Origin of the sequence: Enterocloster clostridioformis (assembly GCF_020297485.1) — a bacterium.
In the GTDB taxonomy this organism is placed as follows: Bacteria; Bacillota; Clostridia; order Lachnospirales; family Lachnospiraceae; genus Enterocloster; species Enterocloster clostridioformis.
Map to the genome: position 1 here is coordinate 880616 of NZ_JAIWZC010000001.1, position 15568 is coordinate 896183.

At 47.9% G+C, this 15568-nt stretch carries 13 protein-coding genes and 3 pseudogenes; 2 read left to right on the forward strand and 14 right to left on the reverse strand.

Annotated features, from left to right (window positions below; all coding sequences use genetic code 11):
- Nucleotides 1-20 precede the first annotated feature (20 nt).
- Nucleotides 21-194: a hypothetical protein gene (locus tag LA360_RS04240; protein ID WP_160116358.1), complete on the reverse strand. Its 174-nt coding sequence runs from the start codon at nucleotides 192-194 to the stop codon at nucleotides 21-23.
- Between LA360_RS04240 and mobQ the strand changes: the two are divergent.
- Nucleotides 182-1382 (forward strand): annotated as a pseudogene (mobQ, locus tag LA360_RS04245) (MobQ family relaxase); the annotation flags it as partial. The gene LA360_RS04240 and the pseudogene mobQ sit on opposite strands and share 13 nt — an antisense overlap.
- Before the next feature lie 144 nt (nucleotides 1383-1526).
- Nucleotides 1527-2323 (forward strand): annotated as a pseudogene (locus LA360_RS04250) (recombinase zinc beta ribbon domain-containing protein); the annotation flags it as partial.
- A gap of 168 nt (nucleotides 2324-2491) precedes the next feature.
- Here LA360_RS04250 and LA360_RS32095 read toward each other — a convergent pair.
- From LA360_RS32095 to LA360_RS04320, 13 genes and pseudogenes are all read right to left on the reverse strand, one after another.
- Nucleotides 2492-2716: pseudogene (locus LA360_RS32095) on the reverse strand (transposase); the annotation flags it as partial.
- A gap of 334 nt (nucleotides 2717-3050) precedes the next feature.
- Nucleotides 3051-3449 (reverse strand): type II toxin-antitoxin system tRNA(fMet)-specific endonuclease VapC, encoded by a 399-nt coding sequence (gene vapC / locus LA360_RS04265; protein WP_022200262.1) that lies wholly within the window; start codon nucleotides 3447-3449, stop codon nucleotides 3051-3053.
- Nucleotides 3446-3676, reverse strand: coding sequence for a type II toxin-antitoxin system antitoxin VapB (vapB, locus tag LA360_RS04270; RefSeq protein ID WP_022200261.1), 231 nt, complete (start codon nucleotides 3674-3676; stop codon nucleotides 3446-3448). The genes vapC and vapB overlap by 4 nt, the downstream gene beginning before the upstream one ends.
- A 497-nt stretch (nucleotides 3677-4173) precedes the next feature.
- A complete protein-coding gene (locus LA360_RS04275; RefSeq protein ID WP_225537305.1) occupies nucleotides 4174-5232 on the reverse strand; it encodes an IS4 family transposase in 1059 nt (352 codons plus the stop codon).
- A 488-nt stretch (nucleotides 5233-5720) separates the two neighbouring features.
- Nucleotides 5721-6911 (reverse strand): NAD(P)-dependent malic enzyme, encoded by a 1191-nt coding sequence (locus tag LA360_RS04280; protein WP_022201010.1) that lies wholly within the window; start codon nucleotides 6909-6911, stop codon nucleotides 5721-5723.
- 51 nt (nucleotides 6912-6962) lie between these two features.
- Nucleotides 6963-8336 carry a class II fumarate hydratase gene (gene fumC / locus LA360_RS04285; protein WP_002585255.1) on the reverse strand — a complete coding sequence of 458 codons (1374 nt, stop codon included), beginning with the start codon at nucleotides 8334-8336 and terminating at the stop codon, nucleotides 6963-6965.
- A gap of 1 nt (nucleotide 8337) precedes the next feature.
- Entirely contained in the window at nucleotides 8338-9774 is a 1437-nt protein-coding gene (gene aspA / locus LA360_RS04290) for an aspartate ammonia-lyase (protein WP_002585256.1), read from the reverse strand.
- A 17-nt stretch (nucleotides 9775-9791) separates the two neighbouring features.
- Entirely contained in the window at nucleotides 9792-10697 is a 906-nt protein-coding gene (locus tag LA360_RS04295) for a dihydroorotate dehydrogenase (protein ID WP_022201009.1), read from the reverse strand.
- Complete coding sequence (locus tag LA360_RS04300) at nucleotides 10690-11403, reverse strand: dihydroorotate dehydrogenase electron transfer subunit (protein ID WP_022201008.1); 714 nt, start codon at nucleotides 11401-11403, stop codon at nucleotides 10690-10692. Before LA360_RS04300 ends, LA360_RS04295 begins: the two co-directional genes overlap by 8 nt.
- 10 nt (nucleotides 11404-11413) lie before the next feature.
- A complete protein-coding gene (locus LA360_RS04305) occupies nucleotides 11414-12862 on the reverse strand; it encodes a sodium:solute symporter family protein (RefSeq protein ID WP_022201007.1) in 1449 nt (482 codons plus the stop codon).
- On the reverse strand, nucleotides 12859-13077 hold the full coding sequence (locus tag LA360_RS04310) for a hypothetical protein (protein ID WP_022201006.1): 219 nt from the start codon (nucleotides 13075-13077) through the stop codon (nucleotides 12859-12861). The genes LA360_RS04305 and LA360_RS04310 overlap by 4 nt, the downstream gene beginning before the upstream one ends.
- Nucleotides 13067-14353, reverse strand: a complete 1287-nt coding sequence (locus tag LA360_RS04315) for a dihydroorotase (protein ID WP_112482661.1) — start codon at nucleotides 14351-14353, stop codon at nucleotides 13067-13069. Before LA360_RS04315 ends, LA360_RS04310 begins: the two co-directional genes overlap by 11 nt.
- Nucleotides 14350-15564 carry a hydantoinase/carbamoylase family amidase gene (locus LA360_RS04320; protein WP_002595002.1) on the reverse strand — a complete coding sequence of 405 codons (1215 nt, stop codon included), beginning with the start codon at nucleotides 15562-15564 and terminating at the stop codon, nucleotides 14350-14352. The genes LA360_RS04315 and LA360_RS04320 overlap by 4 nt, the downstream gene beginning before the upstream one ends.
- Nucleotides 15565-15568: the final 4 nt, after the last annotated feature.

Below are 15568 nucleotides of genomic sequence, written 5' to 3' on the forward strand. Positions count from 1 at the left end.
CCATCGCGCAGCGATTTTGTTCAATCCCAGTTTATCGAGTTGTCCATCATCGGGCCATCTTGCCCCGAACTTTCAAAACTGAATACCAGCCGCCCACCGGCGGCACCACCGAGCAGGAAATCAGAAAAACGGTTTCCTGCTTTTTCTTTGCCCCAATGCCGGGAGAAAGGAGGTTTTTTTCTTGCAATGCCCACACTTTGATGTGAAAATCATTCAGCGAAGCAAACGCCAGTCAGCCGTTGCTTCCGCCGCCTACCAAAGCGGGGAACGGCTGTTCTCCGAATACGACCAGAAGCAGAAATACCATTCCCATAAAAGCGAGATTGTCCACACTGAAATCATGCTGCCGCCCCATGCCCCGCCAGAGTACGCCGACCGCAATACCTTGTGGAACGCCGCCGAAGCCATAGAGAAACAATGGAACTCCCAACTTGCCCGGAGGTTCGTGCTTGCCATTCCGAGGGAACTCCCTAAGGAACAGTACGCCGACCTTATCCGGGACTACTGCCGGGAGTTTTTCGTTTCCAAAGGCATGCTTGCCGATTTTGCCATCCATGACAAGGTGGACGGGAACCCACACGCCCATATCCTGCTTACTATGCGGGCGATGGACGAACAGAGCAAGTGGCTCCCCAAGAGCCGGAAGGTGTACGACCTTGATGAGAACGGCGAGCGTATCCGGCTTGCGTCAGGCAGATGGAAAAGCCACAAGGAGGACACCGTGGACTGGAACGCCCAGAAGTACGGGGAAATCTGGCGGCAGGGATGGGCGGACACAACCAACCGCTATCTGGAAGCCATCGGCAGCCCGGAACGCCTTGACCTTCGTTCCTTTGCCCGACAGGGGATTGATAAAATCCCCACCGTTCACATGGGGCCTGCGGTCAGCCAGTTGGAGAAACAAGGCATACAGACCAACATCGGCAACCTGAACCGGGACATCAAAGCTGCTAATGGACTTATGCAGTCTATCCGGCAGATGGTACGGAACCTAAAGAGCTGTCTGTCTGACCTGAAGAAAAAGGCGGCGCTGCCGGAAACAGGCCAAGGAACCGACCATCCCGGAACTTCTTTCCCGGTATCTGGATATGCGGAGCGAGGAACGCACCGGCTGGACTTCCAAAGGGAAGTTAAAAGGAACTGTTGGGGATTTCAACAAGGTTATGGAAGCCCTTGACTTCCTGCGGCAGAAAGAGATTTCCACCGTGGAGAGCCTTGACGCCTATCTGGATGAAACCAGCGCACAGGCTGTTTCCATCCGTGAGGAAATCAGACCGATGGAAAAACGTGCAAAAGAGATTGACCGGCTGCTTTTCCATATCGGGAACTTTGAAGCAAACAAGCCGGTTCATGCGAAATATACTGCTATCCGATGGACGAAACCACAGTCCGTTGCCGCCCCCGTTGCTATCCCGTTGCCGAGCCAGTTGCCGGGGAAAATCCCGTAACTGCGGGCTTTTCTCCCCTTTGACAACCAAAACAACAGAAAATTAAAAAAGTATAAAATAACCCAACCGCCAGACAGACTGAATCCCGTCTACACCGGCGCAATCGCTTCCCAAAAGAAGGAATACCGCTTCAAAATCGGCACTATCGGGAAAAGAAGCCGGAGGAATGGATTGTTGTGGAAAACCAGCATGAGCCGCTTATCGACCGCAAGAGTTTTGACACCCTAGGGCGCAAGCTGAAATCCCGGCAGCGTCCAAGGCAGACCGGGGAATGCAGCCTGTTTGCGGGGCTGTTAAAATGCGGCGAGTGCGGGAAATCCTTGACTATCCGCTACACCAACGACAAACACCCGAAGCAGATTTATTCCTGTAAGACGTACAACGCCTACGGCAAGAACCATTGCACACAGCACCGCATTGAATACGAAACCCTTTACCGCTTTGTGCTGAACAAAATCCGGGAGTGCGCCAGAGCCGCCCTGATAGACGGGGAAGCCGTTGCCGGTAAGCTGTCCGACACTTGCGAAGCCGAGCAGAAAGGCCAGCGGGAAGCGTTGGAGCGTTCCCTTGCGAAAGACGGGGAACGGATTGACGTTCTGGAAAAGACGGTTTTGCGGCTGTATGAGGACACGGTTGACGGACGCATCAGCGAAGCGAACTTCAATCTGCTGATGGAAAAGACGCAGAAGGAACAGGCAGAGTTAAAGGCGAAGGTGGAGGAAAGCCGGAAGGAGCTGGACGCAGCCACCCTAAACCGCCTGATTAAAGAAATCGTTGTCCATGAAACCATAGACAGCGACAAAACAAGACAAATTTCTATCGAAATTCATTTCAATCTCAAACCCATCCCGGAGGTGGAGCAGGTCACAGGCTGACCGCTCCCCCGCTCCGGGGAGGTTCTTAAAAAACTCCATATATATATATCTTGACGTGCCGCCGCCCGCCAGAAAGCCGCAAATGGGAAGCAGGCCATTGTCAAAGTTTTTAAGGAAGCGGTCAAAAGTCCAATAGGAAGGCAGTGGACGGGATATATCAAAACCGCAGTAATGAGCAATGAGAAGGTTGTTGTTCAGATAATCGACAAGGTCGGAAACCATGGAAAAACCTTCACATTTCATAACAATGAAGGAACAAATCATGGCATGATTAGAAAAGCCTTTTCTTCCCGTATGAGGGAACTCCTGAACAAAAGATAAATCAAGCCGGAGGAATAACGAGTCATAAAATTTGGCAACAGGCTGAGAGGTAAAAAGACGGATGTCTTTCAAAATTTCTTAACGGTAGATAACAATCAGCTCCTTTTGTGTGAATTGATTTTGACAACTTCATTATATCAAAGGGAGCTGGTTGTTTCTATAAATTTGGAGTGATAAAGAGGTTTGCCATGCCTCACAAACCCGCATAAATACTAAATATTTGGAGTTTTGTCATGGCTATCAGGCGGTTTGCTATATACGTGGTTTTCCTTGAGCATATAGGCGCTCTGCCCTTTCTTAAATTGTTTAATATCCATTTTATATCCTTCCTTTGCTCGTTTTTCTATATGTGTCGTAGAAATTATGTGAGGCGGTAGACGGATATTAGGGATGAATTGCCGGGAAATTATGTCCAGTCTTCTATCCGCAGCCCCGTGACGCGGGCAAACTCCCTGGTATTGTTTGTCACAAGTATCAGGCCTTGTGACCTAGCGTGCCCTGCGATTAACAGGTCCATGGGACCGATTGGCGTACCTTTCCTCTCCAGTTCCGCTCTTATCTGTCCATAGACTTCCGCTGCCTCGCCATCAAAATCCAAAACTGTAATTGCGGAGAGAAACAGCGACATCGCAATGCGGTTCTTTTCTACAGCCTGGCTTTTCTCCACGCCATGCATGAGTTCTGCATAAGTCACCACAGAAATGCACAGGTCTTCGGGATTCTGTGACAGGATTTTTCTGATTACTGATTCCGGTTTGTTTTTAATGGCATAAATGCAGATATTCGTATCCATCATATATTTCATAGTTCTTCCCGCTCCTGCCCGGCCGTCTCTCCACGTCCTTCTTCCATGAAATCATCGGAAAACAGGTTCAAAGCGCTTAGGAATCCGGACCATTTATCCCCTTTCGGCATTAAGAGGACCACGTCGCCTATTTTATTGACCATGACCTCATCCCCCTGGAAGCGGTATTCCTTTGGCAGCCTTACAGCCTGGCTCCGGCCATTTTCGAATAATTTTGCAGTCATCATAGTGAGACACCTCCTTTATATCCTTAGTATATACTATGATATATACCGTGTCAAGGATGCGCTTTCCAATTATTTTAAAACGGTGAGGTAAAGTTACAGTTCACAGGTCAATGTCATTTAGTTAACTTTTTGTAAAAGAAAGAATGTTTTTTTAAAATAGAGATCTGACGTTCCAAACGGATAGATTGAAGAGAAGGATATAGGGATTATTTATCAGAAGTAGTTTTGTAAATATTTTACCGCAAGGCAAACAAACAGATTTACATCTGCTTCAAAAAGGGTATTATAGATATTGATGAAACTGTTACTTATGCTGCTCGATAAAATATCGAGGTTTTCGGAAGTGTGCCGTTTGGAGTCGTGGATACTGTCGATCATTCCGTATCGGAATCAGCTCTTTTGTCAGCAGGGACATCACATCTATGGAGTCTTTCCCTGTGTTCGGACGGAGAAAGACTCTACAAATATGAGCAGCCATACTGAAATTTACTTTGTATTCATATTTCGTGTTTCCCTTTTCTATGTTTGTAGGCATGGAAGTTACTCAATCCGACCGTATATTTCAGCTTACGGAAAGACCCCTCAATGGCCCATCTGGCATAGTATAGAAGTTTTATTTGTTCCGACGGGAATTCATCTGAAGGCAGATTAGTGACGATGCATTCATAAGAATCATCCGATATCGGAAACCGTACGATTCTAAAAGATAAATCGTAGGTATCCAAGGAACCATATGCAACGTAATCAAACGATGCAGCCGCATCCACAAAGCGTTTGTAATAACCTTCTTTAATCGATATCTTCTTTTTATGACTGCGGACCAGAGTTACATTCACCTGAATATCAAAGGAGTCTGCATCTGGAAACTCAAAATTTCCAACAAGTCCTTTGGAATGGATATCTTTGGTGCGAAATAAAAAATACTGGCCTTTTTCCTTCACATGTACCATGTTGTTGTAAGAACAATAGCCTCTGTCACCGATAAAAACATCTTTTGTACCAGTCAGTAAATCGTGGCGGTCGACCATTTCACAGAAAGCACTAAATTCATCTTTCTGATGGATCGGCTGGATCAGCGCATCGGAATAAGTGTGCTTCTGTAAGTCGTAAAAAGCATTCAGATGCATACTGTAAAAGCCCTTTATTGAATGTCCATCAGAGACATGATACTCTTCTGGGGCGAAAGCAGGTTTACTGAAAAAGGTAAAGGTGGAGCCATCTGCAGCAAGAAAGCGGTAGCGTAGCTTTTTTTGGTCATAAAAGGAAGCAAAATGGTTAAAATGCCGAAATACAGCTTCCAGGGCATCCGGGCTAAGCTTTGCGCGTTGCTGGTTGAGTGCCGAAGCAGTTGGCGACTGTGGATCCATGTCGAAGAAGTCCAGCAATTCATTTTTTGTGCTGGAGGAGCCTTGGGAAACAAGGAAAGTGATAAGCTTATCGGCGGGGAACTTCCTGTTCCTTGTCAGATCGGTGTCCGAATAGGTAAATTCGGAGATTACGGATGAAACAAGATGGACGGAATGGGAAAAGCATTGTTTAATTTTTTGATGGAACATTGTGTGTACCTCCTTGAATTAGAATGAATTTATGATTCTAATCCAAGGGCCGCTCTCGCTACCTATTAAAGTCAATCAGTAGCGAGAGCGGCCGCACATTTTGTGGTGTATGTCAACTGTTTTTATGAAAAAAGGGAAAAATATGGTTAGACACCCTTCATTAAGAATCTAACCATAATATTGCAAAGCGTTAACTAAATGACATTGACCTGTGAACTGTAACGAGGTAAAGGAAGAGGGCCATCCTGCACAGGATACAAACACCAGTATTCGTGGTGCATCTATCGGAAAACCGGCGGCTCCTGTATCAGTATTCGTGATATAATGCCGGAGGATGAGGCCGTGAAATGCGTTTTGGTCATCCGCAAAACAAAGAAGCGCGGGTGGCGTAGCGGCGCGTGCGAAAGGCGCTGATAACCTGATATGGCCGCCACCGCCCTGCTGGGCGCCCATGCTGCCTCAATGCGTGGGCCGTTTCCAGCACCGCTCTATAAAGAAATTGTCAATAGCGCAGACCTTGCTATTCCTTCCCTCTTCGCTGTTTCCGCCACGGCCCTGGCCACCACATCTGCCACCTGCCTGTTAAGGGGCGAGGGAATGATATAATCAGCTCTCAACTCTTCCTCCGGTATCATTTTTGCGATTGCATAAGCAGCCTCACGCTTCATCGCCTCTGTAATCTCCCTTGCTCTGACAGACAGCGCGCCTTTGAAAATTCCCGGAAATACAAGCACATTGTTAATCTGGTTCGGAAAATCCGAGCGACCGGTGCCTACCACTGCCGCGCCTCCCTTTAGCGCCTCCTCCGGCATGATTTCCGGCACAGGATTAGCCATAGCAAAGACGATTCCCTTATTCATAGTACCTACCATTTCCTTTGTTACCAGGCCGGGTCGCGAAACGCCTACAAATGCATCCGCCCCTTTCATTGCATCTGCCAGGCTTCCATGCTCCTTATTCCTGTTGCTTACATGAGAAATCTCCTCCTGCCCCGGATTCAGTCCCGCATCCCCCTCGCAGATAATCCCGTTGATATCGCACATGATGATATTGCCGAATCCCATACTGATTAACAGCTTTCCAATCGCAATGCCTGCTGCGCCGGCTCCATTAACCACAATCCGCATCTGCCCCATTTCCTTCCCGGTTATTTTCAGGGCATTCAGCATAGCAGCGGCAGCCACAATGGCTGTTCCATGCTGATCATCATGGAACACCGGAATATCACACAATTCCTTTAACCGCTTTTCTACTTCAAAGCATCTGGGCGCGGCTATATCTTCAAGATTGATTCCGCCAAAGCTCTGTGAAATCAGATAAATGGTCTGCACAATGGTATCTACATCCTTTGAATTAATACAGATGGGAAATGCATCTACATCAGCAAACTCCTTAAACAGAGCGCATTTTCCCTCCATCACCGGCATGCCTGCCGCCGGACCGATATCTCCCAGTCCCAGGACTGCGCTTCCATCTGTAATGACAGCTACCAGGTTATTTCTTCTGGTAAGCTCAAAGGACTTATTATAGTCTGCGGCAATCTCCCGGCACGGTTGTGCAACTCCCGGTGTGTATAACAGGGATAAGTCTTCCTTTGTCTCTATCTTTTTCCGGGATATCACCTCGATCTTGCCCTGAAGCTTATAGTGAAGATTCAATGATTCCTGATTAATGTCCATCTTTTTCTCCCTTCTGGTATGTCGTATTCCTCCACATGGTATAATCATCTGCTATTGTGATGAAACCATCTGCTCCGGATGAAATACCCTGTCAAACTCCTCCCCTGTCAGAAAGCCCAGGGAAATACATGCTTCCTTTAAAGAAATATCCTCTTTATAAGCCTTCTTAGCTGTCTGCGCCGCGTGATCATAGCCTATATAGGGGGCTAATGCTGTCACCAGCATAAGGGAACGGTTAAGGTTCTCATTCATTTTCCTGCGGTTTGCCTTGATTCCTCTGGCACAATGCAGCTCAAAGGAACGCAGGGAATCAGACAGCAGACGCACGGACTGTAAAAAATTATAAATGATTACAGGCATGAATACATTCAGTTCAAAATTTCCCTGGGAGGCCGCAAAACCGATGGCGCAGTCATTGCCCATGACCTGCACTGCTACCATAGTAACGGACTCACATTGGGTGGGATTTACCTTACCAGGCATAATGGAACTGCCTGGCTCATTTTCAGGTATCTGAATCTCCCCCAGTCCGCACCGTGGCCCGCTGGACAGCCAGCGCACATCATTGGCAATTTTCATCATATTGGCCGCCAGGGCCTTTAACGCGCCGTGGGCAAATACGGTCGCGTCCTTGCTGGTCAGGGAATGGAACTTATTATCCGCAGTCCTAAAATCAATTCCGGTCAGCTCAGACACTGCCGCTGCCGCCGCCGTGTCAAATCCTTTAGGGGCATTTAAGCCAGTCCCTACGGCTGTGCCTCCTAAGGCAAGCTCCTTTAATCCTGTCAGAGAAGAAACCACCATTTCTCTGTTTTTTTCCAGCATGCTCCTCCAGCCGCTTATCTCCTGTGAGAACTGTATGGGAGTCGCATCCTGCAGATGGGTCCTCCCACTCTTTATAATCCCTTCATTTTCCTTCTCCAGACGCAGGAAAGTCCTGATAAGCTGATCGATGGAGGGCAGCAGCTTTTCCTGAACCTCCATTACCGCCGCTATATGCATAGCTGTTGGAAATGTGTCATTGGAGCTCTGGGACATGTTTACATGATCGTTGGGATGTAAAAGCTTCTCACCTGCAATCTCATTGCCCCGGTTAGCAATCACCTCATTCACATTCATGTTGGATTGGGTGCCGCTTCCTGTCTGCCAGACAGACAGAGGGAAATGATCGTCCAGTTTCCCGGACAGAATCTCGTCACATACCTGGCTGATCGATTTCAGGCGCTGTTCATCCAGTTTTCCCAGCCGGTTATTGGCAACAGCCGCGGATTTTTTAAGAATTGCGAATGCCCGTATGACCTCCATTGGGATTTTTTCAATACCTATCTTAAAATTCTGGAAGCTTCGCTGTGTCTGAGCGCCCCAGTACCGGTCGGACGGAACTTCAATCTCTCCCATGGAATCATGCTCCAGCCTGTAATCCATCTTAAAGCCCTCCCATCTTATTCATCGCTTCAATCCCTGAAATTCCCGGTTCCGTCATGGAAACAGGGTTCAGTATAATGTCCAGCTGCTCCTTTGTCAGAAGCTTGTCCCTGATTACCAGTTCCCTTACGGACTTGCCTGTCCGAATGGCCTCCTTTGCCACATTGGCAGCCTTTTCATAACCCACATAAGGACAGATTGCCGTGATGATTCCCACACTGTTTTCCACCATATCTTTGCAATGCTGTTCATTTGCCGTAATTCCGGAGATACAGTTGTCAACCAGCGTATGTACCGCACAGGCAATGGTCTCAACCGACTGGAACAATTTATAAAAAATGATCGGTTCAAATGCGTTCAGCTCCAGCTGCCCCGCCTCTGCTGCCATGGCTACGGTCATGTCATTGCCAATGACATGGAACGCTACCTGGTTCACCACCTCCGGAATGACCGGATTGACCTTCCCTGGCATAATGGAGGAGCCGTTCTGCTTTGCAGGCAGGTTAATTTCTCCCAGCCCGGTTCTGGGGCCTGACGACATAAGCCTTAAATCATTGCACATCTTAGATAAATTCACCGCGCAAGACTTGGCGATTCCTGAACAGGCTACATAACCGTCCAGATTCTGGGTTGCGTCAATTAAGTCATATGCCTGAATCAGCTCCAAACCGGAAATCAAAGAAATATTCTTAACAACCCGCTGTAAATACTTTACATCCGCATTTAATCCGGTCCCAATGGCAGTCCCGCCCAGATTCAGATGCCTCATCTCCTCCTTGGCCCTGTCAAAGCGGTTAATATCCCTGCGTATGGCTGTAGCATAGGCATGGAACTCCTGTCCCAGCCGGATGGGAACCGCATCCTGGAGCTGAGTCCGTCCCATCTTAATGACATGGTTAAATTCTTCCGACTTCTCCATCAGCGCATGGTACAGCCGTTCCAGCTCTGCCTGAGCCTTGTAAAGCAGCTTCAGTGTGGTAAGCTTTCCACAGGAGGGGAACACATCATTGGTGGACTGCCCATAATTTACATGATCATTTGGATTCACCACGGAATAATCGCCCTTTTCCCCTCCCAGAATTTCGATAGCCCGGTTGGCAATCACCTCATTGGCATTCATATTGAGGGAAGTTCCAGCGCCGCCCTGGATGGGGTCAACAATAAACTCATCATGCAGCTTGCCCGACATGATTTCATCACATGCCTGCACAATGGCGTCAGCACGCTTTTTGTCCAGTCTCCCCACCTCAAAATTAGTGATGGCCGCCGCCTTTTTGATTTGGGCAAAGCTATTGATAAACTCCGGATGCATCTTCAGACCGGTGATGAAAAAATTCTCTGCAGCGCGAAGGGTCTGCACCCCATAATACGCGTCCTTTGGTATCTGCTTTTCACCAATAGAATCATGTTCGATACGATACTCTGTCTCTTTTGACATTTTGTTCTCCCTCCCTGTCACAGAATCCCTCTGATTTCTGAAATATTGGAAATACGATTCTTTTCAAGATAATCTTCCATTCCATCTATGATATCCATGGATATGGATGGATTCATGAAAGAAGCTGCCCCTACCTGAAGTGTTGTCGCTCCCGCCATAATAAATTCGATTGCATCCTGCCATGTTGCAATACCACCGATTCCCATAACCGGAATCTTAACAGCATGTGCAACCTGGTGTACCATGCGCAGGGCGATAGGCTTGATTGCAGGACCGGAAAGCCCGGCATACACATTGTCAAACACAGGCTTGCCCCGTTTGATATCAATCGCCATCGCAAGAAACGTGTTGGTAAGAGATACGCCGTCCGCGCCCTCTTCCTCACAGGCCCTGGCCAGTGCCACGATATCCTCTGCGTTAGGTGAAAGCTTGATTACAAGCTTATGTTTACATACCTTCCGGATTTCCCGGACCACCTGGCGGGCAAGCTCTGTCTTCACCCCAAAATTCATCCCTCCGGCCTTTACATTAGGACAGGAGATATTCAGTTCGAGAAGATCCAACTCACATCCGTTCAGCAGTTCCACTGCCTCTAAGTAGTCTTCCATAGAATGTCCCCCAAGGTTTACTATGTTAACTAAATCAAGTGCGTTCATCCGCTTGGCATCACATTCGATGAAATGTTTTACTCCCGGATTTTCAAGCCCTACGCTGTTCATTACACCACTTGGCGTCTCCCAGACACGGATCCCATCGTTGCCGCCTCTCGGATGTAATGTCAGCCCTTTGGAACAGAGTCCTCCCAATCTCTGAATATCAAAATATTCACTCATCTCTTTTCCGAATCCACAGGTGCCGGATGCCAGCGCAACCGGATTCTTAAAATGCACGCCTGCATAGTTCACTTCTAATCTCTTACTCATTTCCAAACACCTCACTTCCCAACATGACCGGACCATCTTTGCACGCTCTCTTATTACCGGCGGAAGTCTTGCAAGTACACACCAGACATGCTCCAATTCCACAGGCCATACGGTTTTCCATGGATACATAAACCGGCGCCTGAACCCCAAGGGATTTGCATTTCTTACACAGAACCTTCATCATAATTTCCGGTCCGCAGGTCATGATGCAGTCATATTTCAGAGGGTCAATATCATCCGTGACAAATCCTCCTATATTTACAGTAACCTTATCCGCCACCTTCTCATAGAGGTCAACCAGAAGAGCCTCATCACTGAATCCAAGATAGATATCCACGATTGTATCGGGATTTAACTCTTTCAGTTTCTTTGCAGTAAGATACAGTGGTGCAATTCCCACGCCGCCGCCTACAAGGGCAACCGTTCCTTTTGCTTCCGGAAATCCGTTTCCATGAGGCCCATCCAGAGTAATTTCATCACCAGGCTTAAGCGTTGCAAAAATCTCCGTGCCTTTTCCCACTACCTTATAGAGGAAGCTGACAGTCTGTCCATCCGCATCGAACACGCTGATTGGTCTGGAGAGCAGCGGATATTCTCCCCATGCCCGGAGCATATAGAACTGCCCCATGGCAGCCGTATTTTCAGCCTTTACTTTCATCAAATAAAAATCCTTTGAAATCCTTTCATTATGTAAAATCTCCGACATCTTGTCCTCCTTATTCAACGCAAAGTTTTCTTTGCCTCGTCATTAGTGAAACTAAAACCGTCAGCAGGATATTGGTGAAAAATCCCCACATGAATCCCGGCCATCCAAGAGGCGCTACATTCATGATTCTTGTTCCGAACAGAATTGCGATTCCAGCCGTCATACCACAGGCAGCTCCTGTTTTTGTACAGCCTTTCCAGTACATACCAAGCAGGAATGCCGGCGCCAGCTGAGCCAATCCTGTATACGCTACGTCCTGAACAATCTGAACCAGGGTCTCCGGCGGGTTAAGCGCCATAATTCCACAGATTGCCGCAATGGTGAATACAATCGTTCTGGATAAAATCATATTTTTCTTTTCTGATATCCTGCCCTTTCCGTTAATCAGAATCAAATCCTGGGAAACAATCTGGGAAGATACCAGCAGCATGGCATTGATGGTGGAAATACCGGCTGCTATGGCCGCTGCCATAACCAGGGCTGCAATAAACCATTTGGATCGGGTAGTCATAAGCAGAGGCAGAACATTATCAGCCGCCCCCACCTGTTGGGGCTGTAACAGCAAATGTCCTGCAAGGCCGATGAACAGAGTGGCAAAGCCATAAATCAGTATCTGGGATACCGGAATACTGATGGCTGATTTTGCCAAAGCGTCTTCATCCTTTGCCATCAAAGATTTCATCCATATATGAGGGCAGAACCAGATTCCAAAAGGCAGTACAATAAACTGCATAATCCAGTATTTATCCGTATATGTTCCCTGTGGCCCCGGCCTTGAAAGCAATTCCGGCATCTTGTCAATGATCTGGGTGAATAGAGCCTGTATACCTCCCACAGGCGCAATGGCAATCCATGCAGCTACTACAATTCCCACCAGGAGGATCACTGCCTGCACGGCATCCAGCAATACCACACCACCAGCTCCTCCAATCAGTACATATAGCAGAGAAAAGACTACCGATATCAGAATAGCCGCCGGGTAGGAAATCGCATCCCCGCTCACTATATTCATTGCTCTGGCATTTCCCACATATTGCATAGCTAAAAACACCATGGTCATAAGAACGGAGATGCAGGATGCCAGCACCTTTAAATACTTACTGTCAAACCGGTCCTGTAGATAATCTCCCAGAGACATGTAGCCATTTTTGTTTGCCAGTTTACGAATCTTGTTTCCAAAATAAACTACCATGAGGGCAACCCATACCTGACTTAAAACAATGGAAATATAAGATATTCCATGTGTATAGTACATTCCCGGCGCTCCTAAAAAAGCGAATGTGCTCTGCATGGCCGCAATCATGGTCAGTGGAAGAAGCACGGAGCTGACGCCGCGGTTAGCAAGAAAGAACCCCTCCGCATTCTTCTGTTTTTTCTTTCTGCCATTTAAGACGGTAATAGCCAGCATGAAACACAGATAAGCCAGTATGATTCCAAGACTGATTTGTCCTGTATTCATTCTTCCTCTTCCCCCTTCCTTTTATTGGAATCTACAAAGCATTTACAAACCCATAAAACAAACAGCAGGTTCACAACCATTAATATCCACCAGTATGCCAGTGATGAAGGCAGCCACCCAAATAAGTATACCGGCGCCCCCTTTGTAAAGGGGAATGGTATCACACACAAAAGATACAGTACCGCAAAGATACCTCCAATTAATTTATGGTTCATGGTTTTCCTCCTCATCCATATACACCACCTGTCCGCTGCATATGGTATATTTTATCTTTCCAACCAGCTCAGCTCCAATAAATGGGGAATTTTCTGATTTTGAATGAAACCGTTCTGCCACCCATTTTTCCCGTTCATCAAACACAATTAAGTCTGCCCTGGCTCCAACTTTTAAGCTTCCACCGTCCAGCTGGTACAGCTCTGCTGGTTTCACCGTCATCTTCTCCAGCAGATGCGGCAGAGTCATATGACCTTTCCTGACAAGATAGGTAATCCCCAAAGCCAATGCAGTTTCAAGTCCAATCATACCGCTGGGCGCTTCCTCAATCCCCTTCGCCTTTTCCTCTCTGCTGTGAGGCGCATGATCCGTGGCAATCATATCAATCACATCGTCCTTTAAGCCTTGAATCAAGGCGTATCGATCCTCCTCGGTTCTCAAAGGCGGGTTCACCTTTGCCAGGGTTCCTTTTTCCAGAACAGCCTCTTCGTTAAGAGAAAAATGCTGCGGGGTCACTTCCGCATATACCCTTGCTCCCAGTCCTTTCATCATCCGAATCAGCTCTACAGATACCTTGCTGCTTATGTGCTGAATATTGATGATAGCCCCTGTCTTAAGGGCCAGAAGACAGTCCCTCGCAATCAATGTCTCCTCAGCCAGGGAGGAAGCTCCCTCAACTCCCATCGCCTGCGCAATCTTCCCTGCGTTAATGCCGGGGCTTCCCACCAGATCCGGGTCCTCTTCATGGAAGCTTAAAGGCACTCCAAGCTGTTTCGACTTCCTCATGGCCTCCAGAACCAGCTGTACATTTTTGATTGGTATTCCATCATCCGTAAAGCCCACTGCTCCAGCCTGCTTAAGCGCTTCCATATCTGTCAGTCTCTGGCTTTTTAGCCCCACTGTTACCGCCGCCGCATTGAGCACCCGGATTGGCAGGGATGCCGCTCTCTTTCTTAAATCCCAAAGGACCTCTTTGCAGTCAACCACCGGATTGGTATTCGCCATACAGACTACGGTAGTATATCCTCCCGCTGCCGCAGCACGGGCTCCGCTTTCCAGGTCTTCTTTATAGGTAAAACCCGGATCGCGGAAATGAACATGGGCATCAATCAGTCCTGGAGCAACAACCTTTCCTCTTGCGTCAATCACAGTGTCATAATCATCACTCTTCTGGAATTTTCCCATGCCCGCAATGATCCCGTCACGGATAATAATATCCAGAGGCTCATCCATACCTGATTTCGGATCAATTACACGGCCGTCTTTTATCAGAATCATGCTGCTCCCCCTTTCAGGTATTCATAGATTACCCTTGCCCCATCGCAAATATGAAAGATAGACGCAAATTCCGCCCGGTTATGAGATACCCCTTTCATACAGGGGATGAACACCATCCCGGTATCACAGATACCCGCGAAAGACATGGCATCATGACCTGCCCCGCTTATAATCTTCCTGCTGCCGATTCCCAGCCGCCTGGCGGCCTGCTCCAAACCGGTCTGTACCTCAGAGCTCATATCAACAGGGGGAATGTCGCTGGTCTTTTCCTCCAGATATTCAATTCCACGTTTCTCACAAATTCGTCTCGCCACCTCCCGCATGCTTTTCTCGATTCGGTCAAGACTGGCGCTTTCAATTCCGCGTATATCAACCCCCAGCTCCACCTCGCCGGGAATTACGTTCAGCACGTTGGGATGATTATTCACCACTCCTACCGTAGCAACTGACTGGTATACTGCTTCCTTATTGCCGATCCGCTCTAATTCCAGTATGATTTCCGCGGCTGCGCACATTGCATCATTGCGCATACACATAGGTGTCGCACCGGAATGCTCTGCCATTCCCCTAAGATACATCTTAAACCGTCTCGGCCCGGCTATGGTCTGAACAATTCCAACGGTAGTCCCCGATTCTTCCAGAACCTTCCCCTGCTCAATGTGCAGTTCCAGATATTGGCGTATCCCCGTGATTTTTGCCGGATGCAGGTTCAGCTTCCGTCTGCAAAAGATCGCTTCCAGCGTTTCCCCTTCTTTGGAAACCAGCCCCCCGATATCCTGCTTGTATATCTCCCTCGTGATAAGCCCGCTTCCTATGGTGCAGCAGCCAAAATTACTGGACTCCTCACACCGGAACGCACCCACCCGGATCGGCACTTTCATTCCTTCTTCTTTGGCCCATTTCATAACCATAAGCCCTGCAATGATTCCCGCCACCCCGTCATACCTTCCGCCTTCAATTACGGAATCCAGATGTGAGCCAATCAAATAGTAATCCGAGTCCTGATTGTTCATCACATATGTATTCCCTGCCTCATCCTCTTCAACCTGGCACTGCAGTTCTCTCCCCAGCTTTGTGAGCACAGCATGCATCCTGTCTTCCTGCTCCGTATAGCCCAACCTTGTGACTCCGCCATTTTCCGTACTGCCTATATCATAGAAACTGTCAAACAGCTTTTCACAATATCGGATGTCAGCAATACAATGCTCCATTGAA